This is a genomic window from Providencia sp. TYF-12, from assembly GCF_041344805.1.
GTDB lineage: Bacteria > Pseudomonadota > Gammaproteobacteria > Enterobacterales > Enterobacteriaceae > Providencia > Providencia huashanensis.
On record NZ_CP166833.1, the window covers coordinates 1,086,930 to 1,112,337 of the forward strand.

21 protein-coding genes and 4 tRNA genes are annotated in these 25,408 nt (G+C 41.3%); 22 read left to right on the forward strand and 3 right to left on the reverse strand.

Going from position 1 to position 25,408, the window contains the following annotated elements; genetic code table 11:
• The first annotated feature begins 46 nt into the window (after nt 1-46).
• Nucleotides 47-1,102, forward strand: a complete 1,056-nt coding sequence (gene dinB / locus ABE954_RS04730; protein ID WP_264403533.1) for a DNA polymerase IV — start codon at nt 47-49, stop codon at nt 1,100-1,102.
• Nucleotides 1,103-1,152: 50 nt separating this feature from the next.
• On the opposite strand, the gene pepD is transcribed toward dinB, so the two are convergent.
• Nucleotides 1,153-2,613, reverse strand: a complete 1,461-nt coding sequence (gene pepD, locus ABE954_RS04735; protein ID WP_371025741.1) for a beta-Ala-His dipeptidase — start codon at nt 2,611-2,613, stop codon at nt 1,153-1,155.
• Nucleotides 2,614-3,052: 439 nt separating this feature from the next.
• On the opposite strand from pepD, the gene gpt reads away from it, so the two are divergent.
• The 18 genes from gpt to luxS all read left to right on the forward strand — a co-directional run bounded on the left by gpt (nt 3,053) and on the right by luxS (nt 20,497).
• A complete protein-coding gene (gene gpt / locus ABE954_RS04740) occupies nt 3,053-3,517 on the forward strand; it encodes a xanthine phosphoribosyltransferase (protein ID WP_042848748.1) in 465 nt (154 codons plus the stop codon).
• 192 nt (nt 3,518-3,709) lie between these two features.
• Complete coding sequence (frsA, locus tag ABE954_RS04745; RefSeq protein WP_131680470.1) at nt 3,710-4,960, forward strand: esterase FrsA; 1,251 nt, start codon at nt 3,710-3,712, stop codon at nt 4,958-4,960.
• A gap of 71 nt (nt 4,961-5,031) precedes the next feature.
• The gene (gene crl, locus ABE954_RS04750; RefSeq protein ID WP_042848695.1) at nt 5,032-5,433 is read left to right on the forward strand and encodes a sigma factor-binding protein Crl; all 402 of its coding nucleotides are present in this window, start codon (nt 5,032-5,034) and stop codon (nt 5,431-5,433) included.
• A gap of 117 nt (nt 5,434-5,550) precedes the next feature.
• Nucleotides 5,551-6,654, forward strand: a complete 1,104-nt coding sequence (gene proB, locus ABE954_RS04755; RefSeq protein WP_042848747.1) for a glutamate 5-kinase — start codon at nt 5,551-5,553, stop codon at nt 6,652-6,654.
• Nucleotides 6,655-6,656: 2 nt separating this feature from the next.
• Entirely contained in the window at nt 6,657-7,910 is a 1,254-nt protein-coding gene (proA, locus tag ABE954_RS04760; RefSeq protein WP_042848694.1) for a glutamate-5-semialdehyde dehydrogenase, read from the forward strand.
• A gap of 128 nt (nt 7,911-8,038) precedes the next feature.
• Complete coding sequence (gene aroL, locus ABE954_RS04765) at nt 8,039-8,536, forward strand: shikimate kinase AroL (protein ID WP_042848746.1); 498 nt, start codon at nt 8,039-8,041, stop codon at nt 8,534-8,536.
• 137 nt (nt 8,537-8,673) lie between these two features.
• On the forward strand, nt 8,674-10,821 hold the full coding sequence (gene aas, locus ABE954_RS04770) for a bifunctional acyl-ACP--phospholipid O-acyltransferase/long-chain-fatty-acid--ACP ligase (RefSeq protein WP_042848693.1): 2,148 nt from the start codon (nt 8,674-8,676) through the stop codon (nt 10,819-10,821).
• A gap of 1 nt (nt 10,822) precedes the next feature.
• A complete protein-coding gene (lplT, locus tag ABE954_RS04775; RefSeq protein ID WP_371025742.1) occupies nt 10,823-12,025 on the forward strand; it encodes a lysophospholipid transporter LplT in 1,203 nt (400 codons plus the stop codon).
• 14 nt (nt 12,026-12,039) lie between these two features.
• The gene (gene pncC, locus ABE954_RS04780; RefSeq protein WP_048608226.1) at nt 12,040-12,555 is read left to right on the forward strand and encodes a nicotinamide-nucleotide amidase; all 516 of its coding nucleotides are present in this window, start codon (nt 12,040-12,042) and stop codon (nt 12,553-12,555) included.
• 92 nt (nt 12,556-12,647) lie between these two features.
• Nucleotides 12,648-13,715 carry a recombinase RecA gene (gene recA / locus ABE954_RS04785; RefSeq protein WP_048608224.1) on the forward strand — a complete coding sequence of 356 codons (1,068 nt, stop codon included), beginning with the start codon at nt 12,648-12,650 and terminating at the stop codon, nt 13,713-13,715.
• A gap of 325 nt (nt 13,716-14,040) precedes the next feature.
• Nucleotides 14,041-16,668, forward strand: coding sequence for an alanine--tRNA ligase (gene alaS / locus ABE954_RS04790; protein ID WP_371025743.1), 2,628 nt, complete (start codon nt 14,041-14,043; stop codon nt 16,666-16,668).
• A gap of 228 nt (nt 16,669-16,896) precedes the next feature.
• Nucleotides 16,897-17,082, forward strand: coding sequence for a carbon storage regulator CsrA (csrA, locus tag ABE954_RS04795; RefSeq protein ID WP_004264815.1), 186 nt, complete (start codon nt 16,897-16,899; stop codon nt 17,080-17,082).
• 436 nt (nt 17,083-17,518) lie between these two features.
• Nucleotides 17,519-17,611: transfer RNA gene (locus ABE954_RS04800), tRNA-Ser, on the forward strand.
• Nucleotides 17,612-17,621: 10 nt separating this feature from the next.
• A tRNA-Arg gene (locus tag ABE954_RS04805) sits at nt 17,622-17,698 on the forward strand.
• Between the two features lie 139 nt (nt 17,699-17,837).
• Nucleotides 17,838-17,914: transfer RNA gene (locus ABE954_RS04810), tRNA-Arg, on the forward strand.
• A 93-nt stretch (nt 17,915-18,007) separates the two neighbouring features.
• Nucleotides 18,008-18,084, forward strand: a tRNA-Arg gene (locus ABE954_RS04815).
• A gap of 183 nt (nt 18,085-18,267) precedes the next feature.
• On the forward strand, nt 18,268-19,827 hold the full coding sequence (gene gshA, locus ABE954_RS04820; protein ID WP_042848687.1) for a glutamate--cysteine ligase: 1,560 nt from the start codon (nt 18,268-18,270) through the stop codon (nt 19,825-19,827).
• Nucleotides 19,828-19,981: 154 nt separating this feature from the next.
• On the forward strand, nt 19,982-20,497 hold the full coding sequence (luxS, locus tag ABE954_RS04825; RefSeq protein WP_042848686.1) for an S-ribosylhomocysteine lyase: 516 nt from the start codon (nt 19,982-19,984) through the stop codon (nt 20,495-20,497).
• A gap of 88 nt (nt 20,498-20,585) precedes the next feature.
• Here the strand turns inward: luxS and ABE954_RS04830 are convergent, their stop codons facing one another.
• Together ABE954_RS04830 and ABE954_RS04835 are read right to left on the reverse strand one after the other, a co-directional pair.
• The gene (locus ABE954_RS04830) at nt 20,586-21,872 is read right to left on the reverse strand and encodes a CNNM domain-containing protein (RefSeq protein ID WP_042848685.1); all 1,287 of its coding nucleotides are present in this window, start codon (nt 21,870-21,872) and stop codon (nt 20,586-20,588) included.
• 39 nt (nt 21,873-21,911) lie between these two features.
• Nucleotides 21,912-22,703: an inner membrane protein YpjD gene (locus tag ABE954_RS04835; protein ID WP_042848684.1), complete on the reverse strand. Its 792-nt coding sequence runs from the start codon at nt 22,701-22,703 to the stop codon at nt 21,912-21,914.
• A gap of 388 nt (nt 22,704-23,091) precedes the next feature.
• On the opposite strand from ABE954_RS04835, the gene ffh reads away from it, so the two are divergent.
• The 3 genes from ffh to rimM all read left to right on the forward strand — a co-directional run bounded on the left by ffh (nt 23,092) and on the right by rimM (nt 25,402).
• Nucleotides 23,092-24,453 (forward strand): signal recognition particle protein, encoded by a 1,362-nt coding sequence (gene ffh / locus ABE954_RS04840; protein ID WP_042848683.1) that lies wholly within the window; start codon nt 23,092-23,094, stop codon nt 24,451-24,453.
• Nucleotides 24,454-24,589: 136 nt separating this feature from the next.
• On the forward strand, nt 24,590-24,838 hold the full coding sequence (gene rpsP / locus ABE954_RS04845) for a 30S ribosomal protein S16 (protein WP_042848682.1): 249 nt from the start codon (nt 24,590-24,592) through the stop codon (nt 24,836-24,838).
• 18 nt (nt 24,839-24,856) lie between these two features.
• Entirely contained in the window at nt 24,857-25,402 is a 546-nt protein-coding gene (gene rimM, locus ABE954_RS04850) for a ribosome maturation factor RimM (RefSeq protein WP_042848681.1), read from the forward strand.
• Nucleotides 25,403-25,408 lie beyond the last annotated feature (6 nt).

Sequence of the window (25,408 nt, forward strand, 5' to 3'; positions counted from 1 at the left end):
ATAATACTGTATATTTAATCAGTTGATTGATTGTGTGGGCTAACTTGTGCGTAAAATTATACATATTGATATGGATTGCTTTTATGCAGCCATCGAAATGCGTGATGACCCAAGCTTGCGTAGTATCCCTATTGCGGTAGGAGGAAGTGCCGATCGCCGTGGTGTGATCAGCACCGCAAACTATGAAGCCCGTCGTTATGGCGTACATAGTGCCATGTCTACCGCTATTGCTCTAAGGCTTTGCCCTCAACTTAAAGTCGTTTCAGGGAGAATGGCGTTATATAAAGAAACGTCCATTCATATACGTAAGATTTTTGCGCGATATACAGATTTAATCGAGCCACTTTCCCTCGATGAAGCTTATCTTGATGTGACTGACTGCTCACAATTACATGGTTCAGCTACGTTAATCGCAGAGGCAATTCGTCAGCAAATTTTTGATGAATTACAATTGACAGCCTCAGCGGGGATAGCCCCTATCAAGTTCCTTGCTAAAATCGCCTCTGATATGAATAAACCAAATGGGCAATTTGTGATCACCCCGCAAAATATTGATCAATTCATTCTGACTTTACCACTAAGAAAAATTCCGGGAGTGGGAAAAGTCACCGCACAAAAGCTAGCAGATATGGGGCTAACGACTTGTGCTGATGTGCAAAACTATGACGTTGTTACACTGATTAAAAGCATGGGGAAGTTTGGGCAGGTACTATGGGAGCGTTGTCACGGTATCGATGAACGGCCTGTAAACCCAGATAGACTAAGGAAATCCGTTGGTGTTGAGCGGACTCTTGCTGAAGATATTCATGAATGGAATGATTGCCTTTTATTATTAGATAAACTTTATGATGAACTGCAATCGCGTTTAGCTAAAGTGAAGCCTGATTTACGCATTGCGCGCCAAGGCGTAAAGTTTAAATTTGATGATTTTCAACAAACAACACAAGAGCATGTTTACCCAATGCTTAATAAGCAAGATTTAGTCCAGTTGGCAAAACAAGTTTGGGTTAATCGACGTGAACAGCGAGGGGTACGATTAGTTGGGTTGCATGTTATGTTACAAAGCCCTCAATTGGAAAGGCAATTGTTATTAGAACTATAAATAAAACATCTACCATAATGAATGGCAGATGTTTCAGTTATGATCAGGTTTTAACCTTTAACCGGGATTGCTTTTAAAACAGCGGTCAACAGTTTCCAATATTCACCAACACTTGCAATATGCACTCTTTCATCAGGAGAGTGAGCACCACGAATGGTTGGCCCAATTGAAACCATATCCATATCTGGGTAAGGCTTTTTGAATAAGCCACACTCAAGGCCTGCGTGGATCACCATCACATTTGGGATTTTACCAAATAGCTTGTTATAAGTTTCACTCACTAAGTGCATTACGGCTGAATCGGCATCTGGTTGCCAACCTGGGTAGCTCCCCTCAGCGCGGTACTGTGCTTGTGCTAATTTACTAATAGAAGTGAGCATGTTAACAACATAGTTTTTGCCACTATCAATCAGTGAGCGAACAAGGAAGATAACCTCCGCTTGGTCTTCTGTCATGCGAACAACGCCCTCATTAAGCGATGTTTCTACGACACCTACAGCGACATCACTCATGCGAATTACGCCATTAGGTGCAGCATTTAAGAAGAACGTAAAACGTTTTTGGCAATCATCAGACAGTGCTTTCAAGTCACTTTGTGTTTCATCTAAGAGTAGAACAAGGTTAGGTTCTATAACGGCTAACTCATTCTTTAAAATACCTTCGTAGCGTTCTCTTAATGCTGTCAGTTCAGCAATTTTTTCTGTCGGAACAGAGATAATTGCATGCGCTTCACGTGGGATAGCATTACGTACGGTACCGCCTCTAAATTCTAACAATTTCAGGCTTAAGTCTTCCGCATGTCCAGCAAGGAAGCGTGCGAGTAATTTATTCGCATTACCTAAGCCTAAGTGAACATCACCACCGGAGTGACCACCTTTTAACCCTTTTAGGGTTAAAGTAAACGTCTGATAACCTTGTGGTAAAGGTTCACGCAGTAGATCAAATGTTGTTGTGAAATCAACCCCTCCAGCACAACCCATATAGATCTCACCTTCTTCTTCAGAGTCGGTGTTAATCAGAATATCCGCCTGTAGCCAACCTGCTTTTAGACCAAACGCACCTTCCATGCCAGCTTCTTCAGTCATGGTGAGTAAAACTTCCATAGGCCCATGCTCGACACTGTCATCAGCCAGAACCGCCAATGCAGAAGCTAAACCAATACCGTTATCTGCGCCTAAAGTTGTACCTTCAGCGGTCACCCATTCACCATTAACATATGGGCGGATTGGGTCTGTTTTAAAGTCATGCACGGTGTCATTATTTTTTTGTGGCACCATGTCTAGGTGTGCTTGCAAGACTACTGCTTTGCGGTTTTCGTAACCCGTTGTTGCAGGTTTACGGATCAAAATATTACCAACTTCGTCGCGTTCTACATGAAAACCTTTTTGTTTTGACCAGTCGATAATATGCGCAGCTAAAGCTTCTTCATGATATGAAGGGTGCGGAATAGAGCAGATGGTAGCGAAGATGTCCCATAGCGGTTGGGGGGATAATGTAGCTAGTTCAGACACGTTTCTCTCCTTTTATTTTCCCTTTATATTTCAATCTGTAGCATTGTTGGCTTCACTCGTAAACTCCAAGCATATACTTATGTATCCTCAAAGGATTTACTCATTTGCCGCCTAGCTACAAATTGAACTATTTAGGAATAATATCCTGAATAACCCATGTAGGAACTGATTGGCAACCAACGTTAATTTCAGCTTCAATTTTTAAAAGGAATATTGCTGTAATTATGACCTAACAGCCTGAAGTTTCGAATTAAAGGCTGCATCTTTTATAATCTCAGGATAACACTTTCTTTTGAAGAATGGATAGTGTAAATGATAATAATTAATGGCGAATGATGCTTTTTACTGGTTTTTAACGCGCCAAATCACTATAATCTCGCGCAACCTTTTTTCCGCAAGACACATTTCAGATTTACTCAGCAGTCGGGACCCGAATTTTATGAGCGAAAAATATGTCGTAACGTGGGATATGTTGCAAATACATGCCCGTAAACTCGCACAACGTTTATTACCAGTAGAACAATGGACCGGTATTATCGCGGTTAGCCGTGGTGGTCTTGTTCCAGGCGCGCTTCTTGCACGTGAACTGGGCATTCGTAACGTTGATACCGTATGTATATCTAGCTATGACCATGATAATCAACGCGAATTAAAAATTATAAAGCGCGCTGAAGGTGATGGCGAAGGCTATATCGTCATTGACGATTTGGTCGATACCGGTGGTACAGCGCAAGCTATTCGTGATATGTATCCAAAAGCACACTTTGTTACTATCTTCGCTAAGCCAGCTGGTCGTCCATTAGTTGATGACTATGTGGTTGATATCCCGCAAGACACATGGATAGAGCAGCCTTGGGATATGGGCGTTGCTTTTATAAAGCCATTGTGTGAACAAGACAAATAAATCGAAGTTAAACTTATTTTCTGGTAATAGATTGTCATTAACAGCCTTTGGGTTTTTTCCTCATAGGCATAACACATAAATACCTAAAATTTTTGAGTCAAACGCGATATAATCTCGGGGGAGTGCATTTTTGCATTCCCCTTATTTTTGGTTTTTTGGCACAATTCAGCTCAGGTAGACAAGGAAATAGGGATGACTCAGCAAAACCTTTCAGAAAAACTTTTCAAACCTAGAGTCAGACAAGTTGAAACGTCGACACTTGTATCCTACTCGTCAGAAACGACTCCTCTGATAAAAGCTCATAGCGTTCTAAGTGGTTCTCATCATGTTGGCTGGTATCGTATGATCAACCGGCTAATTTGGATTTGGCGTGGTATTGATGCACTAGAAATTGAAGAGGTACTTAGCCGAATAGCAGTTTCCGATGCGCCACGCAGTAATGAAACCCAGTTGGATACCGTCATTGGTAATAGGCGTGGGAATTGGTGCTTCGAATGGTCACAGCAGGCTATGCGCTGGCAACAGAAAGCTTTGGAATTCGAGCAAGGGCCGGACGCGGGTAATGCATGGTTGCGAGCCGCAAATTTATACAGTATTGCAGCATACCCTTTTATTAAAGGGGATGAACTAGCAGACCAAGCTATTTTATTAGCGTGTAAAGCCTATGATAATGCTGCCAAATTTTCAGAATATCGGTTAAAGAAAGTTGCATTCAAAGTGGATGATGGGAAAGAAGTTTGTGGCTTTTTACATATCCCATCCCACGGTCAGGGGCCTTATCCTACCGTCATGATTTGCGGCATGTTAGACAGCTTACAAATCGATTTTTGTCGCTATTTTCGCGATTATCTCGAACCATTAGGTATTGCGATGCTAACGCTCGATATGCCTTCTATTGGTTATTCGATAAAACATAAATTGACACAAGAAACAACAACACTGCATGAGCAAATTGTTCGCCAGCTTGAGGATATTGCATGGATTGACCATACCCGCTTCGGTATCGTCGGGATGCGCTTTGGTGCCAATATAGCCTTAAGATTAGCTTATATGTGCCCAGAAAAAATTAAAGCAGTCGCTGTCATAGGTCCAATTGTGCATAGTTTATTGCACGAAGAGAAATATCAACAAGATATTCCTCGGGTAGTTTTGGATGTGTTCGCGAGTCGTTTGGGAATTTATCAGGTTGATGGTGCCGCTTTACGCCATGAGTTGAGTTGTTATTCACTTAAAAATCAGGGCCTTTTAGGAAAAAGAAGCAAAGTTCCGATGTTATCGGTAAGCTTAAAAGATGATATCTATAGTCCGAAAGCAGAATCGGATCTAATTCGGCGTTCATCAATGGATGCAGATACAATAATACTACCAAGTCAGCCTGTTTTTGCTAATTTTGAAAAGGCACTAAGTGAAACTACTAATTGGCTGAAAGCAAAAATACTTTAATTATATTTAATATCTTGCTTATTTTTTCCCATTTGTTAAAAAGGGGTCTACCCAAGAAGGAGATCCTTAACATGGCTTTACCGACTGATTATTCAAATGGAAAGTATTTAAAGAAATTTGCTGCAATGGGGCCTTATTTACGCGAAAAACAATGTATCAATGGCTGTTATATATTCGATAGCCTTGTTGTTTGTATTAATGCGAGTATTGCGCCTGAGAAACGTGAATTTTGGGGGTGGTGGTTAAAATTAGTTGCAACTGAAAAAGGCTTTGAGTTCACTTATCATTTTGGTATTTATAATAGCCATGGTAGTTGGCAAGTCAAAGCATTCAAAGATGCGGCTACCACTGAAGCCGTTGAAAAAAATTTAGTATCATTTCATCAAGCACTTACTAAGCAATTACTTGAGCTTGAGTTAAGCCTCTTCCCTTCGCCACTAATGGCAGAATTAAAACTGGAATTAAGCGCATAAATTTGTTTTAAACCAACTTTTGTTGAATTTTGCGTTATGCCTGTTGGCATAACGCGCTTCTCCTGATAAAAATGGTATCTACTTTTTTGTTTTCTTAATCCTAATGGCAGAAAAATGATGAAAAATAGCCAGACGCTGGTTGTTAAGCTAGGAACCAGTGTGCTAACAGGGGGCTCGCGCCGTTTGAATCAAGCTCATATTGTTGAGTTAGTCAGGCAGTGTGCGCAGCAATATGAAAAAGGGCACCGTATTATCATTGTGACATCAGGGGCAATTGCCGCGGGTCGCGAACACTTAAATTACCCCGAATTGCCGGCTACCATTGCATCTAAACAGTTGCTTGCGGCAGTCGGCCAAAGTCGTCTTATTCAGTTGTGGGAAAGGTTGTTCTCCATTTACGGGATCCACATAGGGCAAATGCTGTTAACACGTGCAGATTTAGAAGACCGTGAGCGTTTTCTAAATGCTCGAGACACCTTACAAGCATTACTGAATAATGGCATTATTCCCGTTATTAATGAGAACGATGCCGTTGCGACAGCAGAAATAAAAGTCGGTGATAACGATAATTTATCCGCATTAGCCGCTATTCTTGGTGATGCTGATAAACTGTTGCTACTGACTGATATAGAAGGTCTATATGATGCAGACCCCCGTAGCAACCCAAATGCGAAATTAATTCCTGAAGTCTATGGTGTCAACGACGAGCTTCGTCAAATGGCAGGAGGAAGTGTCAGCGGTTTAGGTACGGGGGGCATGGCAACTAAGCTACAAGCGGCTGATGTTGCTGGCCGCGCAGGGATAGATGTTATTATCGCAGCAGGTAATAAACCTGATGTCATTAGCGCTGTGATTGAAAATATTCCAGTGGGGACTCGTTTTTATGGGCAGAAAAACCCCATGGAAAATCGTAAACGTTGGATTTTCGGGGCGCCAGCTGCGGGTGATGTGTATATTGATGATGGTGCACAATTAGCAATTATAGAAAAAGGTAGCTCATTGTTACCAAAAGGAATTAAAAAGATTGAAGGTGATTTTTCCCGAGGCGCCGTGATCCGCATTCTAAATATGGCGGGGAAAGACCTTGCACACGGTGTTAGTCACTATAATAGTGATGCACTAAGGATGATAGCAGGTCATCATTCACAAGAAATTGGCAGAATACTTGGCTATGAACACGGCTCAGTCGCTGTTCATCGTGACGATATGATAGTGAGTTAATTATGTTAGAAACAATGGGTAAGGCTGCACGAGCAGCGTCATGGCAATTAGCTCAGCTAAGCACCAAACAAAAAAACTCGGCACTATTGCAAATTGCTGAATTACTAGAAAAAGAAAGCGCAGTGATATTATCTGCTAACCAGCAGGATATGGAACAAGCAAAAGCCAGTGGTATGGCAGAAGCCTTACAAGACCGTCTATTGCTGACTCCAGAACGCTTGAAAAGCATTGCTGATGATGTCAGAAAGGTTTGTCAGCTTGCTGACCCTGTTGGGCAAATCATTGATGGTAGCCAGCTTGATAGCGGTTTAAACTTACAGCGCCGACGCGTACCTCTAGGTGTTGTCGGGGTGATTTACGAAGCGCGTCCAAACGTCACTGTCGATGTGGCTTCGTTATGTTTAAAAACCGGTAACGCAGTCATTCTACGTGGTGGTAAAGAAACCCATAATACGAACCTTGCTGTGGTGAGTGTTATCCAAAAAGCACTCAAAAATAGTGGGTTGCCAGAAGAATCTGTACAAGCTATCAATAACCCTGATCGTGAATTAGTTTCTCAATTATTAAAATTAGATCGTTATATTGATATGCTGATCCCTCGTGGTGGTGCGGGGTTACATAAATTATGTCGTGAGCAATCAACGATCCCTGTGATCACCGGCGGTATAGGTGTTTGCCACACCTTTGTCGATGAGTCAGTTGATTTTAATAAAGCGATTAACGTAATCATCAATGCAAAAGTACAGCGCCCAAGTGCTTGTAACTCACTGGAAACTTTGCTAGTTCATAAAGATATTGCGGGTAATTTCTTACCATTTTTAAGTGAGAAAATGGCTGAACAGCAAGTCACACTGCACGCTAGTGAAAAAGCAATGCCATTATTGGAACAAGGCCCAGCAACAGTTGTTGATGTAAAACCTGAAAATTTGGTTGATGAATGGTTATCCTTAGACCTCAACGTAGAGATTGTTGATGACATTGACGCCGCTATTAACCATATTCGCCAATATGGTACTGCGCATTCTGATGCTATTTTGACCGAGTCTATCCGCCAAGCAGATTATTTTGTACAGTGTGTCGATTCGGCGGCTGTTTATGTGAATGCGAGTACTCGCTTCACAGATGGTGGGCAATTTGGTTTAGGGGCAGAGGTTGCGGTTAGCACTCAGAAATTACATTCTCGAGGCCCTATGGGGCTAGATGCCTTAACAACCTATAAATGGGTTGGTTATGGCGATTTTTTAAATCGCCCATAAAGACTAAAATAGATTAATAGGCCACACTTGTGTGGCTTTATTTTTTATTATTTGCCGCATTAGGCAACTTTCATAAGCAGATACATAACCAGTTTTGCTTAGTATTCATGATGATGGGGTGGAAATTAATGTTTTACATTATCGGTCCAAGAGGTTCGGGTAAAACGACAATTGGTAAAAAATTGGCCGAATCTAAAGGCTACCAGTTTGTTGATACAGATAAATTGATACTCGAAAGAGCGGGTAAAACGATAGCAGAAATTGTTGAACAGTACGGATGGGAATATTTTCGTCAATTAGAAACGGAAACGTTAAAATCAATTCTTCAAGATAAAACGATTGTTTCAACAGGGGGCGGGCTGGTTCTTGCTGAGGAAAACCAGAAGATCATGCGTGATAACGGGACAGTGATTTATTTAAATGCTAAGCCTGACGTTTTAGCTAAACGCCTAGCCGCAGAGCCACAAGCTGACCAGCGGCCAAGCTTAACAGGCAAATCATTAGTTGAAGAAATTGAAGAAGTTATGCAGCAAAGAGAACCTATCTACCGTGCGACGGCACACCATGTTATTGATGCCACACAATCCATTGATGATATTATCGCGCAACTTAATGATTTGACTTAAACTAATTAGGTATCAGTAAAGTACGTTTTCGGAATATACCGCTTAGTAGAAAGAGCAGAGCTAAGTAAGATAGGTATGATAACGGAAATACTTCACTTATTTGCATATAAAACATAATCATAATATAGGGATTCATTATGTTGGCAAACATCATCAAGGCAATACTTAAATTTTTATTTCGCGTCCAAGTTACCGGTGATGCAAAAGAATTTAATCAAGATAAATGCTTGATTACACCCAATCATGTTTCTTTCCTTGATGGTGTTTTGATTGCACTTTTTTTACCTGTAAAACCTGTATTTGCTGTGTATTCATCATTTGCGACACCAAAAATGGTGAAGCGTCTTAAACCTTATGCGGATATTGTTCCTCTTGACCCTGCTAACCCTTTAGGGATACGTCACCTTGTTAAAGAGGTGGAAAAAGGGCGCCCAATCGTCATTTTTCCAGAAGGGCGTATTACTGTGCATGGTTCTTTAATGAAAATCTATGAAGGGGCTGCATTTGTTGCTGCAAAGTCGGAGGCAAAAGTTGTTCCTATTCGTATTGAAGGTGCGGAGCGCAGTCACTTTGGTCGGTTAAAAGGCATTATTCCATTAAAATGGTTCCCAAAAATCACATTACATATTTTGCCTGCACAAAGTATTCCTATGCCTCAAGCCCCTCGAGCTGTTGAGCGCCGAGCCTTAGCTGGAGAGCATTTGTACCAAATTATGAAATCTGCGCGTATGGCTTGTTTGCCCCAAGTCACATTGGTCGAAGAGTTTATTCAAAGTGTTCATAAGTTTGGTCGATATACGCCCTGTATTGAAGATATCGCTTTTAAAGAAGACTCCTACCAAAGCTTATTGAAAAAAGCTCTGGGAGTCGGGCGTATTATAGAACGTTATACCCATGAAAATGAGCGTGTAGGCTTATTATTGCCAAATACAACAGTTACGGCTGCGGCTATTTTTGGGGCCCTAATGAGGGGACGAGTCCCTGCGATGCTGAATTATACTGCGGGAAGCCATGGGATCAGTAATGCATTAAAAGCATCTGCAGCCACTGTCGTATTTACCTCTCGCCAATTTTTAGAAAAAGGTCATTTAACGCATATTCCCGAGCAAGTTACTGAAGCTAACTGGATTTACCTTGAAGATTTAAAAGATACAGTGACATGGCAAGATAAACTTTGGATTGTTAAGCATTTATTTAATCCACGTAAAGCCGTTATCCCGCGCAAAACGACAGATGAAGCGATCGTGCTATTCACTTCAGGGTCAGAGGGAACACCGAAAGGGGTGGTTCATAGCCACGGGAGCTTAATGGCGAATGTTGAGCAAATTAAGACCATTGCTGACTTCACTCCTCGAGACCGTTTTATGTCATCATTACCATTATTCCATGCATTTGGTCTAACTGTTGGTTTGTTCATTCCTCTATTTTCAGGAAGCCGAGTGTTTCTTTATCCAAGCCCTTTGCACTATCGAGTCATTCCGGAATTGGTCTATGACAAAAATTGTACAGTGCTTTTTGGGACTTCGACATTTTTAGGTAATTATGCGCGTTTTGCGCATCAGTATGATTTTGCACGTTTGCGCTATGTCGTTGCTGGCGCTGAAAAGCTCTCTGATAAAACTAAAAAAATCTGGTTTGATAAATTTGGTATTCGTATCCTTGAAGGGTATGGGGTGACTGAATGTGCTCCTATCGTTTCAATTAACGTACCAATGGCCGCTAAAGAAGGTTCAGTAGGTCAAATTTTACCCGAAATGGAGGCGAGGATTATCCCTATCCCAGGTATTGAACAGGGGGGGAAATTACAGCTAAAAGGGCCAAATATCATGAAGGGGTATTTACGTGTTGAAGCCCCTGGTGTCTTAGAAACGCCTAAAGCGGAAAATGAGCAAGGTGAATTAGAAGATGGCTGGTATGACACGGGTGATATCGTTACTTTAGACAATCAAAACTTCTGTACTATTAAAGGTCGTGTTAAGCGTTTTGCAAAACTTGCAGGGGAAATGGTTTCTCTTGAAAGTATTGAACAAATGGTCGCGGGTATTTCACCAAATGAGAATCATGGCGTTGTCACTAAGCCTGATAGTAGTAAGGGTGAGGCGCTTGTTTTATTCACGACAGATAAAGAATTAGACCGCAGCGCATTGTCTGCGGCAGCGAAAAGCAAAGGCTTAACTGAATTAGCTGTCCCGCGTGACATTCGTTTAGTAAAAGAACTGCCAGTTTTGGGAAGTGGTAAAACGGACTTTGTTACACTAAAACAGATGGCGTTAAAGGATGAATAATATGCAAGAAAGCATGCAAAATGCGCCATTAATGAGCCGAGGAATGAAAGCCGTATTGGCGTCTCAATTCCTCTCTGCATTTGCTGATAATGCATTATTATTTGCAATACTTGCACAGCTTAAAGCAGAGTTTTACCCTGAATGGAGCCATCCTATTCTGCAAATGGTGTTTGTATTTACTTATATTGTACTGGCACCTTTTGTAGGGCAAATCGCCGATAGGTTCTCAAAAGGGCGCGTAATGTTGTTTTCTAACATTTTTAAATTTATTGGGGCTCTTGGTATTTGTTTGGGGTTAAACCCTTTCCTTTGCTATGGTCTAGTGGGGGTAGGCGCTGCATCTTATTCCCCTGCTAAATACGGTATTTTAGGGGAATTAACAGGGGGAGATAACCTTGTTAAAGCAAATGGAGTTATGGAAGCATCGACAATCGCGGCTATTCTAGTGGGCTCAGTGGTCGGTGGGGTGCTTTCCGATATTAACCTTATATTAGCGCTCGGAACTTGTGCTGTATTGTATGCATTAGCTGTTATTGCCAATTTCTTTATCCCACCGCTAGTGGCTGCACGGCCAGGCAAAGGCTGGAATATTAAACTATTAGTGACTGATTTTTTCGGTGCTTGCCGTATTCTATGGTCTAACCAAGAAAGTCGCTTCTCACTTGTGGGGACCAGTTTATTTTGGGGGGCGGGTGTCACCTTACGTTTTTTATTAGTGGCATGGGTACCTGTCGCTTTAGGCTTACAAGACAATACAACCCCAACAATCCTCAATGCGATGGTTGCTATAGGGATTGTCGTTGGAGCGGGGCTTGCTGCTAAATTTATTACCTTAAAAACGGTTTATCGTTGTACTCCTGCTGGGGTTATCATCGGTATCATGGTGGTTTTACTCTCATTGCAAACTAATATTATTCCAGCATATTTTATTCTGATAATACTTGGGGTATTTGGTGGCTTATTTGTGGTTCCACTTAATGCATTACTTCAAGAAAAGGGGAAAGAGACTGTTGGAGCAGGGAATGCCATTGCTGTGCAAAACTTAGGCGAAAACAGTGCAATGCTAATTATGTTAGGCTTGTACTCTTTGGCAATTAAAGCTGGTTTGTCAGTAGTGAATGCAGGGATTGGTTTTGGTGCTGTATTTGCGATAGCTATTGCGGGTTTGTGGGTTTGGGATCGCGCTCGTAAAAAAATGAAGTAAAGGTAGGTAGCATCATGATAGATGAGAAGCAACTCGAAATATTGAGTATTCAAATTGGTCAGAAACTAACAGAACAAGGTAAAACAGTCACCGCTGCTGAATCTTGTACTGGTGGCTGGGTTGCTAAGGTATTGACCGATATCGCAGGGAGCTCAGCTTACTTCCAGCGTGGCTTCGTCACTTATAGCAATGAAGCCAAACACCAAATGATTGGTGTTAAAGAGGAGTCTTTACAACAATATGGCGCAGTAAGCCAACAAGTTGTCGCAGAAATGGCTTTAGGGGCATTGCGGGAAGCGAGGGCCGATTTTGCTGTTTCAATCAGTGGAATTGCCGGCCCCGACGGCGGTAGTATAGAAAAGCCTGTTGGGACAGTCTGGTTTGGTTTTGCTAAAAAACAGGCTGATAAAACCATAACCGTAACAACACAGCACTGTGTATTCCAAGGGGATAGAAACCAAGTTCGTTTACAATCAACGGGTTATGTCCTAGAAACACTTTTAAAGTTGTTAAATGAAAAATTTTCTTGATACTGTATGATTATACAGTATAATTAATTTTAACAAACCCAATTCAATCGTTTTATTCGCAGTGGTCAAGCCATTGCACTTAGGGAGTAATCATGGCTATTGATGAAAACAAACAAAAAGCACTTGCAGCAGCATTAGGCCAAATTGAAAAACAATTTGGTAAAGGCTCCATTATGCGTCTTGGTGAAGACCGCTCTATGGATGTTGAAACGATTTCAACAGGCTCCTTATCCCTTGATGTTGCATTAGGCGCTGGTGGCTTGCCATTAGGTCGTATTGTTGAAATCTACGGTCCTGAAGCTTCGGGTAAAACAACATTAACTTTACAGGTTATTGCTGCGGCACAACGCAGTGGTAAAACTTGCGCATTTATCGATGCAGAGCACGCCTTAGACCCTATCTATGCGAAAAAATTAGGCGTAGATATTGATAACTTATTATGTTCACAACCCGATACAGGTGAACAAGCTCTTGAAATTTGTGATGCATTAACACGCTCAGGGGCGGTTGATGTCATTATCGTTGACTCTGTTGCTGCGTTAACACCTAAAGCTGAAATTGAAGGCGAGATTGGTGATTCTCATATGGGCCTAGCAGCCCGTATGATGAGCCAAGCAATGCGTAAATTGGCGGGGAATTTAAAAACGTCAAATACCTTACTGATCTTTATCAACCAAATTCGTATGAAGATTGGTGTTATGTTTGGTAATCCGGAAACCACTACAGGTGGTAACGCATTGAAATTCTACGCATCTGTCCGTTTAGATATTCGCCGTATCGGTGCGGTGAAAAACGGTGAAGAAATTGTAGGTAGCGAAACCCGTGTTAAAGTTGTGAAAAATAAAGTCGCAGCACCATTTAAACAAGCTGAATTCCAAATTCTTTATGGTGAAGGGATTAACACCTTCGGTGAGCTTATTGACTTAGGTGTAAAACATAAATTAATTGAAAAAGCGGGTGCTTGGTATAGCTATAACGGGGACAAAATCGGTCAAGGTAAAGCTAACTCAACAACTTATTTAAAAGAGCATCCTGAAATAGCACAGGAAATTGATACGAAACTACGCGAAATGTTATTAAATCATACTGGTGAATTTAGTAGCGCTGCGGAAGATTTCGTCAGTGGTTCTGATGAAGAAGAAACACCAGAAGAAATTTAATTCAAGTGTAACTATTTGATTATCATCTAAATTAGTGGCGCACCTTTCATAAGGGGGCGCCATTTTTATTTTGGCCTATTACATTAATAGTTTATCGAACAGTTTTTCTGTGGAAAAATACCCCAGCGCGGGGTATAAACATGCTTTCAGAAAATATCTAGACGCTTTACAATGAAAGCTGCTAATGGATGTATCTATATTTTACTTCTGCATAAAGAGACTTTATCTTATCAGTCACTTTTTAATCGGAGAGTTGATTAGAGGTGATGTTACATACCATCTCAACAATTCGTAATTCTGTTTCCAGCTTGATATCGGGATAAATATGAGTAAAAGCACCGCTGAGATCCGTCAAGCGTTTCTCGACTTTTTTCATACGAAAGGTCATCAAGTGGTCACCAGCAGTTCGCTAGTGCCAAATAATGACCCTACACTACTGTTCACAAACGCAGGGATGAACCAGTTCAAAGATGTATTTCTTGGCCTGGATAAGAGAGCATATTCCCGAGCGACAACTGCGCAACGTTGCGTTCGAGCAGGTGGTAAACATAACGACTTAGAAAATGTGGGTTATACCGCTCGCCACCATACATTTTTTGAAATGCTAGGTAACTTCAGCTTCGGTGATTACTTTAAGCATGATGCTATCCGCTTTGCTTGGGAACTATTAACTAGCGAAGAGTGGTTTAATTTACCAAAAGAAAGGCTGTGGGTAACTGTCTACGCGACAGATGATGAAGCGTATGATATCTGGAACAAAGAAATTGGTGTTCCAGCTGAGCGTATTATTCGTATTGGTGACAATAAAGGTGCACCATATGCGTCAGATAACTTCTGGCAAATGGGTGATACAGGCCCTTGTGGTCCATGTACAGAGATTTTCTATGACCATGGTGAGCATATTTGGGGTGGTCCTCCGGGGAGCCCTGAAGAAGATGGTGACCGTTATATTGAAATCTGGAACCTTGTCTTCATGCAATTTAACCGTCAATCAGACGGTACTATGGAGCCACTGCCAAAACCTTCAGTCGACACAGGGATGGGTTTAGAACGCATTTCCGCGGTACTTCAACACGTAAATTCTAACTATGAGATTGATATTTTCCGCGAACTCATTGCTGCTGCTGCGAAAGCAACAGGGGCAACTGATTTGGAAAATAAATCATTGCGTGTTATTGCTGACCACATTCGTTCTTGTGCATTCCTTGTTAGTGATGGTGTCATTCCATCAAATGAAGGGCGTGGCTATGTTTTACGGCGTATTATTCGCCGAGCAGTGCGTCACGGTTACATGCTTGGTGCAAAGGATACCTTCTTCTACAAATTAGTTGCTCCACTAATTAACGTGATGGGCTCTGCTGCGGATGAGCTTGCACGTCAGCAAGCAATGGTAGAAAAAGTTCTTAAAACTGAAGAAGAACAATTTGCTCGTACTTTAGAACGCGGCTTGCAATTATTAGACGAAGAACTTGCTTCCCTAAAAGGCGATACACTTGATGGTGAGGCTGCATTCCGTTTATATGATACCTATGGCTTCCCTATCGATTTAACGGCGGACGTTTGCCGTGAACGCAATATTAAAGTCGATGAGCAAGGTTTTGAGCATGCGATGGAAGACCAACGTCGTCGTGCTAGAGAATCGAGCGGTTTTGGCGCAGATTATAACTCATTAATCAAAGTTGATAAGCGTAGCGAATTCTCTGGTTATCAATACGATGAGCAACAAGCAACAATCACGGCTTTGTATAAAGATGGTCAACCTGTTGATACCCTTAAAGAGGGTGAAGAAGGGTTGGTTATCCTAGATAAAACTGCATTCTATGCAGAGTCCGGTGGGCAAGTGGGTGACACTGGTTATTTAAATAGTGACAGTGCAAGCTTTAATGTAACAGACACTCAAAAATACGGCCAAGCGATTGGTCACATAGGTAAAGTAGAGTCAGGTACATTAGTTGTTAACCATCGTATTACTGCTTTGATTAATAGCGCGAGGCGTGATGCTATCCGCTTAAATCACTCAGCGACACATTTACTTCATGCTGCATTACGTCAGGTATTGGGTGAGCATGTGTCACAAAAAGGCTCATTGGTTAACGATAAATATCTCCGTTTTGATTTCTCCCATTTTGAAGCGATGACACAGGAAGAGCTACGTCAGGTAGAAGATATTGTGAATGCTCAAATCCGAAAAAACTCAGAAATTGAAACTGAGTTGATGGATTTAGAGGGAGCTAAAGCGAAAGGCGCTATGGCATTATTCGGTGAAAAATATGAAGAACGTGTACGCGTTTTGAGTATGGGTGATTTTTCTATTGAATTATGCGGTGGTACACATGCTAGTCGAACTGGGGATATTGGTTTATTCCGTATTCTTAACGAATCAGGCACTGCTGCTGGCGTTCGTCGTATCGAAGCAACAACGGGGGCGATGGCGATTGAAAATATTCACAATCAATCCGAGCAACTTTCAGCAATTGCTCACCTATTAAAAGGTGACTCCAATAGTCTTGTGGAAAAAGTTAAAGCTGCATTAGACAAATCTCGTCAGCTCGAGAAAGAAATTTTGCAACTAAAAGATCAGCAAGCATCGCAAGAAAGTGCTTCAATAGGTAGTAAAGCGAAAGATGTGAAAGGCATCAAGTTGTTAGTGACTCAATTGAGCAATACTGATCCTAAGCTACTGAGAACTATGGTAGATGATCTCAAGAACCAGCTGAAATCTGCGATTATCGTGCTTTCAACAACAAGTGGTGATAAAGTCAGTATGATCGTTGGGGTGACTAATGATTTAACTGCTAAAGTTAAAGCAGGTGACTTGATTTCCTTTATTGCAGGGCAGGTTGGCGGTAAAGGTGGTGGGCGACCAGACATGGCACAGGCAGGGGGTACTGACGTGAATGCATTACCTGCTGCGATGGCAAGTGTCGAAGAATGGGTTGAATCACGGCTATAAGCGTCGACAAAGTTGCCTCATTAAAATATGAGGCAACTTTAAGCTGTTGCGGCATTGTTAATGTATCGCTTGTAGTGTTATATTTTGCTTGTAAATAATTAGAATGCTTGCATTGATGGCATCAATGCTTTAGGTGAATATCATTGCTTTACGTTTTCACGGTGTGTGATGGACAATAGCGGGGGATACCTAAAGACCCGACTCTTTTAATATTTCAAGGAGCAAAGAATGCTTATTCTGACTCGTCGAGTTGGTGAAACACTCATGATAGGCGATGAGGTAACAGTTACTGTATTGGGTGTCAAAGGCAACCAAGTTCGTATTGGTGTTAACGCCCCAAAAGAAGTTTCTGTTCACCGTGAAGAAATTTATCAACGGATCCAGGCTGAAAAAACTCAACCAGATAATCAATAATAAAAAAGAAGCGTCCAATGATTGACCACACAGCAAGAATGGACGCTTGTCTTTCCTATTCTATTATTCCCTTTTGTTAATCTAATATGCAGTTTTTTTAGTGTTTAGCGACTGTATTTTGCTGAGCATTAATTTTCATCATGCTCGATTCATTTTTTTATTGCATGTCTATTTTTCACTTGGCTAAAAAATATACTTTTTGTTGAGTGCTATCATCATTTTTTTTCCTGCTTTTTGTTTATAAACTTAGTGAGATAAGGGCTGAAAAAGATATTTTTCGGTGCTAAACTAATCATCTTGCTTGTGAAATGTGCAAACAGACTACGGAATGCAAAAAGTTTGGAAAAATTGTTTGACTTCTAAGTCTAGGAAAGTAATATGTGCGCCACACAGCAACGAGATGTTTGAAAAAACAAATCGTGTGTAACTAAAATATGGTGAGGTGGCCGAGAGGCTGAAGGCGCTCCCCTGCTAAGGGAGTATGCGGTCAAAAGCTGCATCGAGGGTTCGAATCCCTCCCTCACCGCCATTTTAGATATGCATCCGTAGCTCAGCTGGATAGAGTACTCGGCTACGAACCGAGCGGTCGGAGGTTCGAATCCTCCCGGATGCACCATATTTAACCCTATAAGAGTATCTGATGGGGTTTTGTTTTGGTTCTAGAATATTGGAAACCAAAACATGCAGTAACTTAGAAGTTAGTTTTTAGTAGTTGATAAAAATTTTGAGATAAAAATCAGTCTTGCACTAAACATGCATCCGTAGCTCAGCTGGATAGAGTACTCGGCTACGAACCGAGCGGTCGGAGGTTCGAATCCTCCCGGATGCACCATCTCTTAGTTGCTAAATTTAGCATATCAATAATACATTTTAATCTAATTCATAAAAAGTTATTGGAACATCGATTTATAATCGAAAGAATTTTGCATCCGTAGCTCAGCTGGATAGAGTACTCGGCTACGAACCGAGCGGTCGGAGGTTCGAATCCTCCCGGATGCACCATCATTAGAAACTCCTCACTTTGAGGAGTTTTTTTTTGCCTAAAATTAGAAAAAATGCCATTCACCTAATATCTTTGTATGTAATCCTCGATAAACCACACATCTAGACAGCGACAATTTATGTGATTTAAGCTAAAGTAATTGCCTCAATAAAATAAATTAACATCACAGGCGGGAGGTCGATTTGATCCCGGACGTATCAAAAGCGCTCTCATGGTTAGAGGCGCACCCAGAAGCACTAAATGGAATTCAACGTGGTATTGAGCGCGAAACATTGCGTGTGTCCCCAACAGGTGCGATAGCAGAAACATTGCATCCAGAAGGGCTGGGAAAAGCTTTAACACATAAATGGATCACGACAGATTTTGCGGAGTCCTTACTCGAATTTATTACTCCTGTAGATAAAAGCATCAGCCATAATTTGGCCTTTCTTCGGGACTTACATCGTTATACTGCGCGCCAACTTAAAAATGAAAGAATGTGGCCGCTCAGTATGCCGTGCTTTATTGAAAGTGAAGATAGAATCACTCTTGCTCAATATGGTTCTTCTAATGTCGGGCGTTTTAAAACCCTGTATCGAGAGGGCTTAAAAAATCGTTATGGTGCGCTAATGCAAACGATAGCAGGGGTGCATTATAACTTTTCTTTGCCAATTGAATTTTGGCAGGCTTGGGCTGGTGTAAAAGATGAAGAAAGCGGTAAGGAAAAAATTTCAGAGGGCTATTTACGTCTGATCAGAAATTATTACCGCTTCGGTTGGGTTATTCCGTATCTATTCGGCGCATCTCCAGCCATTTGTGGCTCTTTCTTAAAGGATAGAGACACAGCGTTATCATTTGATAAAACAGATTGTGGCACCTATTACTTACCTTATGCGACATCACTGCGCATGAGTGACCTAGGCTATACAAATAAGTCGCAAAGTGATCTAAATATTACGTTCAATAAACTGGATGAATATATAGAAAACTTGAAAAAAGCCATTCATAAACCTTCGGCTGAATTTGAAAAGCTAGGAGTAAAAAAAGATGGCGAATATGTTCAGTTAAATACGAATGTATTACAGATAGAGAATGAGCTGTATGCCCCTATACGGCCGAAACGTGTACCTAAAGGTAATGAATCACCTTCAGATGCTCTAATGCGTGGTGGTATTGAGTATATTGAAGTTCGTTCACTGGATATCAACCCGTTCAGTGCAATTGGGGTAAATGAAACACAAGCTCGGTTTGTTGATCTATTCTTAATATGGTGTGTGCTTGCAGATGCACCTGAAATGAATGCTCAAGAGCTTGATTGCTGTCGCCAAAATTGGAACAGGGTGATCCTTGAAGGGCGTAAACCTGGACAAGTGATTGGTTTTGGTTGTGGTAGTGAAGTCAAACCATTAGTTGAGGTTGGTCAGCAATTATTTAATGATTTAATTCGGGTTGCTGAAGTGCTTGATACTTGCTGTGATGAAAGGTATCAAGAAGCTTGCCACCAGTTTGTTGCCATGTTTGAAGATCCAACACTGACATACTCAGCGCTCGTTATGGATGAGATGTTGGAAAAAGGCATTGGTGGTTATGGGCTAGAATTAGCTGAGAAGTATTTTGAACAGTTAGTTAATGAACCTTATGAAGTGATTACTGAAGAGCAATTTGAACAAGCACGGTTAGCTTCAATTGAGAAGCAAGCAAAGATGGAGCAAAGTGAAACTGAAAGCTTTGAAGACTATCTGCGCATCCATGCAGGACGCTAAAAGAAATGGCCACACTAGGTGGCCAAATAAAAATCTCTTAGAGAATTAGGGATGATAACAAATTGCGCGTCTTTCAATATTTCAGACTCTGCATTTTCAAAATAGTTTCATTTATTTTTAGAAATAATTTTTATATTTTTGAGGAGGTCACAAAATGCCATTATTAGATAGCTTTACTGTCGATCATACTCGCATGTCAGCGCCTGCTGTACGTGTGGCAAAAACCATGAAAACACCGAATGATGATACTATCACAGTGTTTGATTTACGTTTTACCGTGCCAAATGAAGAAGCCATGACAGAGAAAGGAACGCATACTTTAGAGCACTTATTTGCAGGCTTTATGCGTGATCATCTCAACAGTGATGGTGTAGAAATTATTGATATCTCTCCAATGGGCTGCCGTACAGGTTTTTATATGAGCTTAATCGGCCAACCAGAGGAGCAGCGTGTTGCTAATGCGTGGAAAGCGGCAATGGAAGATGTTTTGAAGGTTGAAGATCAAAACAAAATTCCTGAATTGAATGTATATCAGTGTGGTACATATAAAATGCATTCATTAGAAGAAGCGCAACAAATTGCACGTAATGTTCTCGCTTCCGAGATTGGTATCAATAAAAATGATGAATTAGCGTTACCAGCAGACAAACTAGAGCAACTGCACGTCTAGTTATCTATCTTTTAGTTGATCTATATATAAAACAAAAGAGCCAATATCTGGCTCTTTTTAGGTTGTGAGCTAAGAGTGGCAGTTTAAATTAAAGGTCTGGGATTTGGGAGCTAAATGCCAGAGGGGTTATCCTGACTTGCTTAACAATATTTTCGCTCATGACTAATACCTCGATAAGGTAATGGCCTACCACGATTTGCTCTTCAGGTTGAGGGATATCACCTATCACCTCTAATACCATGCCATTAACCGTCCTAGGGCCATCAATAGGGAGATTCCAATCGAATGCCTTATTTAGCTCACGGATATTGGCAGAACCGTCTACAAGTACGCTACCGTCGCTTTGTGGCAAAACCTCTTCAGCTAGTGATGGAGACATAGATGTTGTAAAGTCCCCTACAATTTCTTCTAAGATATCTTCGACAGTAATAAGACCTTGAATTTCACCATATTCGTCAACAATGATGCCTAGCTTTTCTTTGTTATGCTGAAAATTAACAAGTTGAATATTAAGTGGCGTACTATTCGGGATGAAATAGATATTATCAGCTGCTTTAATCAGATTTTGCTTGTTGAATTCGCGTTTTTCCATCATCAAACGATAGGCTTCTCGAACACGCAAAATACCAATGGAATCATCAAGGGAATCACGATAAAGCACTATACGTCCATGAGGTGAATGCGTTAGCTGTCGAATAATTGATTTCCAGTCATCATTTACGTCAATGCCCACAATTTCATTTCTTGGCAACATAATATCGCCAACGGTGACTTTGTCTAAATCCAATATTGAAATCAGCATGTCTTGGTTGCGACGGCTAATTTTATGCTTTGATTCGTTAACAATGGTCCGCAATTCTTCCTTGTTGACGGCATCCGTACGGGCAGTTAGCGACCGTATACCTATACAACGTAACAACAAGGCTGAAATGGTATTAAATGCCAACACAATCGGCATCATAATGACTTGTAGCGGCTTTAAAAGGTAGCTGCTAGGAAACGCAATTTTTTCTGGATACAGCGCAGCGAGTGTTTTAGGCATAACCTCGGCAAATATAAGGATCACAAATGTTAGAATCCCCGTCGCCATTGCTACACCGGCATTGCCGTATAAACGCATGCCGATAATCGTCGCTAATGCAGAGGCGACAATATTGATCAAATTATTGCCAATAAGCACTAAACTTAAGAGTTTATCGGGGTGCTTGAGTAATTTTTCGACGCGGATCGCAGAGCTATTGCCATGTTTTGCTAAATGTTTTAAACGATAGCGGTTTAATGTCATCATCGCTGTTTCGGAAGCAGAGAAATAGGCCGACATAAAAATTAAAACAATCAATATGATGATTAGCGTACTGGTAGACACATCATCCAAAACAAGGTTCCTTATATGAGGCTAATGGTGGTTTAGTTGTCAAAATATTATAAATTCCTGTATAAGGCGGTTACCAAAAAAAGCCATTGTTAAGATAATGGAGCCCCCAACGTGGAAAAACAACACGCGTTTACCCCGCCATCCACCATGGAAATGCCCCCAAAGCAAAGTAATATAAACAAACCAAGCAATAACAGATAATACTGATTTATGGATATTTTCTTTACCAAAAATATTATCCATATAAATAAAGCCTGTGCATAAGGTTAATGTAAGCAAAATCACACCAACCTGAGTGATATGAAACATCTTGCGTTCTACAACCATCATGGGTGGCATATCTGGGCTAAATTTTAAGGTTTTATTTTTTAATTGGTGGTCAATCAACGCCACTTGGAGAGCATATAACGCTGCAATGAGCAACGTTGCATAGCTCAATAAAGCTAAGCCGATATGAACGAATAGAGGGACGCTCGCTTCTAGATGAGTAATAAACTCACCGGGCATGATGGTGGATAACATTAAATTAATGATAGCAAAACTATATACAATCGGAGTTAAGTACCAGGCTTTTCCCCAATAAGCCACAACGGTCATAATCACACACATAAGCAAGCTAACCGCAGAACCTAGATTCAACAGTGTGAGATTTTGCCCCTCGGCCTCACTGAAAATAAGTAATTTCAGTGTTATTGCATGAGTCACTAACGCAATAACAGCAAGCAAAATCGCTAGGCGACGATAGAATGGCTGCTTACGCACTTGACCGGGGACGATCAGTAGCAGACTGACCATGTATGTACAAACTGCTATGACTGCAAATACGGGCATAGTATAGTGTCGTTGTTCTTGGTTAGTGGAAAGTTATTACATAGTATAACTTGTACGGGTGTAGGCTCCAACCATTGGACGGGCTAATCACAGCATATTCGTTGTTGATAGCACTTCATGCGCCAACTGATTTGATTTATCACCATAAATTAGAACCATAATAACCTGTATCATCAGTTTCAAACAGGGGGCAGCGAAAAAACAATGGGCATGTTACAATAGCATAATTATTTTGCCCGAATTATTTTAGCGTTGGTTTTTCTTTCATAATTATGAAAGGATTGATACTTATAATTCAAGTCGTTATAACCAATACACTTGAAATTAGCTGTATTAGCAACCAGATCAGGCTGAGCATCGGCCCATCAACAGAATTGAGCTAAGACATATGTTTGATAATTTAACTGACAGACTATCGCGCACGTTGCGCAATATCAGTGGGCGGGGACGCCTTACTGATGACAATATTAAAGACACATTACGCGAAGTTCGCATGGCCTTACTGGAAGCAGACGTTGCTTTGCCAGTTGTCCGTGAATTTATTCAAAAAGTCAAAGAAAGTGCTGTTGGTCAAGATGTTAATAAAAGCCTAACACCTGGCCAAGAATTTATTAAAATTGTTCAAAATGAACTGACTAGGTCGATGGGGGATGAAAACCATCAGCTTAATTTATCTGCGCAACCGCCTGCGGTAGTCTTAATGGCCGGCTTGCAAGGTGCGGGTAAAACGACCAGTGTTGCCAAGCTTGGTAAGCATTTAAAAGAAAAACAAAAGAAAAAGGTACTGGTGGTCTCAGCTGACGTTTATCGCCCTGCGGCGATCAAACAGCTAGAAACATTAGCTCAATCTGTTGGGGTTGATTTTTTCCCTTCCGATGCACAGGAAAAACCCGCAGCCATCGTACAAAAAGCATTAAAACATGCACAGTTACAATTCTATGATGTGTTGTTAGTGGATACCGCCGGTCGTTTACACGTTGATGAAGCGATGATGGAGGAAATCCAAGAAGTTCACCGCATTATCAAACCCGTTGAAACCTTATTTGTCGTTGATGCAATGACAGGTCAAGATGCGGCAAATACTGCAAAAGCGTTTAATGAAGCATTACCACTGACAGGGGTTGTATTAACCAAAGTTGATGGGGATGCTCGAGGCGGTGCGGCACTGTCAATCCGTGCTATCACAGGCAAGCCAATTAAATTCTTAGGGGTTGGTGAAAAAACTGATGCCTTAGAGCCTTTTCACCCTGAGCGTGTCGCTTCCCGTATCCTTGGTATGGGGGATGTGATTTCTCTGATTGAAGAGATCGAACATAAAGTTGACCGTGATGAAGCTGAAAAATTAGCGAAAAAGCTAAAAACGGGTGATAGCTTTGATTTAAATGACTTCCTGAGCCAATTAAAGCAAATGCGTAATATGGGCGGCATGGCGAGTATGATGAGTAAAATGCCGGGGATGTCCCAATTACCTGATGCCGTCAAATCGCAAATGGATGATAAAATCACTGTTCGAATGGAAGCGATGATTAATTCTATGACGCGTAAAGAGCGTGAGAAACCGGAAATTATTAAAGGTTCACGTAAACGTCGTATCGCAGCAGGTTCTGGTACAACAGTACAAGAGGTGAACCGCCTCTTAAAACAATTTGATGATATGCAGCGCATGATGAAGAAAATGAAAAAAGGCGGCTTAGCCAAGATGATGCGCGGTATGAAGGGTATGATGCCTCCGGGTTTTCCGGGGCGTTAAACAATAAAGCCTCAAACAAAACGTACTTTTGATTGATTTTTGCGTCAAAGTGAGTAAACTTTTCGGGCTTTTTATATGACAGCCGGACTCTATCCCTCGATGGAGTCTGGTTGTTTTGTTAACTAATGAGGATGTTATGGTAACAATTCGTTTATCTCGTGGCGGCGCTAAAAAACGTCCGTTCTACCAAATCGTTGTAACCGATAGCCGCAATGCGCGTGACGGTCGTTTCATTGAGCGTATCGGTTTCTTCAACCCGATCGCAGCAGGTCAAGCAGAAGAACTGCGTTTAGATCTGGACCGTGTTGAGCATTGGGTTGGCTTAGGCGCAACTATTTCTGACCGTGTTGCACAACTGGTCAAACAAGCTAAGAAAGTAGCTTAATCTGTCACGGTGGTAACAATGAGCAAGCAAACTAAGTTACTGCCACCTGAAAACCCAATTGTATTGGGCAAATTAGGTGCAGCATACGGTATTCGCGGTTGGCTCAAAGTTTTTTCGTCCACCGAACATGCTGAAAGTATTTTTGATTATCAGCCTTGGTTTATCCAACGTTCAGGTCAATGGCAACACATTGAAATTGAAGATTGGAAACATCATAACAAGGATATCATTGTTAAGCTGGGTGGGGTCGATGACCGCGACGCAGCAGCACTCTTGACTAACTTTGAAATTGCGGTGAATTCAACCCAACTTCCTGAGTTAGAAAACGAATACTACTGGAAAGACCTTATGGGTTGCCAAGTTGTTACGTTACAAGGGTATGGCCTTGGTATTGTTACTGACATGATGGAAACTGGTTCAAATGATGTACTAGTTATTAAGGCGAATTTAAAAGATGCATTTGGCATCAAGGAGCGGTTAGTTCCGTTTCTTGATGGGCAGGTTATCAAGAAAGTCGATCTCGATGCCAAACTTATTGAAGTGGATTGGGATCCTGGTTTTTAAATCTCC

Excerpts from the sequence above, each read along its gene's own strand:
- gpt (WP_042848748.1), top strand. The coding sequence starts at position 3,053 with ATGAGCGAAAAATATGTCGTAACGTGGGATATGTTGCAAATACATGCC.
- frsA (WP_131680470.1), top strand. The coding sequence starts at position 3,710 with ATGACTCAGCAAAACCTTTCAGAAAAACTTTTCAAACCTAGAGTCAGA.
- crl (WP_042848695.1), top strand. The coding sequence starts at position 5,032 with ATGGCTTTACCGACTGATTATTCAAATGGAAAGTATTTAAAGAAATTT.
- proB (WP_042848747.1), top strand. The coding sequence starts at position 5,551 with ATGAAAAATAGCCAGACGCTGGTTGTTAAGCTAGGAACCAGTGTGCTA.
- proA (WP_042848694.1), top strand. The coding sequence starts at position 6,657 with ATGTTAGAAACAATGGGTAAGGCTGCACGAGCAGCGTCATGGCAATTA.
- aroL (WP_042848746.1), top strand. The coding sequence starts at position 8,039 with ATGTTTTACATTATCGGTCCAAGAGGTTCGGGTAAAACGACAATTGGT.
- aas (WP_042848693.1), top strand. The coding sequence starts at position 8,674 with ATGTTGGCAAACATCATCAAGGCAATACTTAAATTTTTATTTCGCGTC.
- lplT (WP_371025742.1), top strand. The coding sequence starts at position 10,823 with ATGCAAGAAAGCATGCAAAATGCGCCATTAATGAGCCGAGGAATGAAA.
- pncC (WP_048608226.1), top strand. The coding sequence starts at position 12,040 with ATGATAGATGAGAAGCAACTCGAAATATTGAGTATTCAAATTGGTCAG.
- recA (WP_048608224.1), top strand. The coding sequence starts at position 12,648 with ATGGCTATTGATGAAAACAAACAAAAAGCACTTGCAGCAGCATTAGGC.
- alaS (WP_371025743.1), top strand. The coding sequence starts at position 14,041 with ATGAGTAAAAGCACCGCTGAGATCCGTCAAGCGTTTCTCGACTTTTTT.
- csrA (WP_004264815.1), top strand. The coding sequence starts at position 16,897 with ATGCTTATTCTGACTCGTCGAGTTGGTGAAACACTCATGATAGGCGAT.
- luxS (WP_042848686.1), top strand. The coding sequence starts at position 19,982 with ATGCCATTATTAGATAGCTTTACTGTCGATCATACTCGCATGTCAGCG.
- ABE954_RS04835 (WP_042848684.1), bottom strand. The coding sequence starts at position 22,703 with ATGCCCGTATTTGCAGTCATAGCAGTTTGTACATACATGGTCAGTCTG.
- ffh (WP_042848683.1), top strand. The coding sequence starts at position 23,092 with ATGTTTGATAATTTAACTGACAGACTATCGCGCACGTTGCGCAATATC.
- rpsP (WP_042848682.1), top strand. The coding sequence starts at position 24,590 with ATGGTAACAATTCGTTTATCTCGTGGCGGCGCTAAAAAACGTCCGTTC.
- rimM (WP_042848681.1), top strand. The coding sequence starts at position 24,857 with ATGAGCAAGCAAACTAAGTTACTGCCACCTGAAAACCCAATTGTATTG.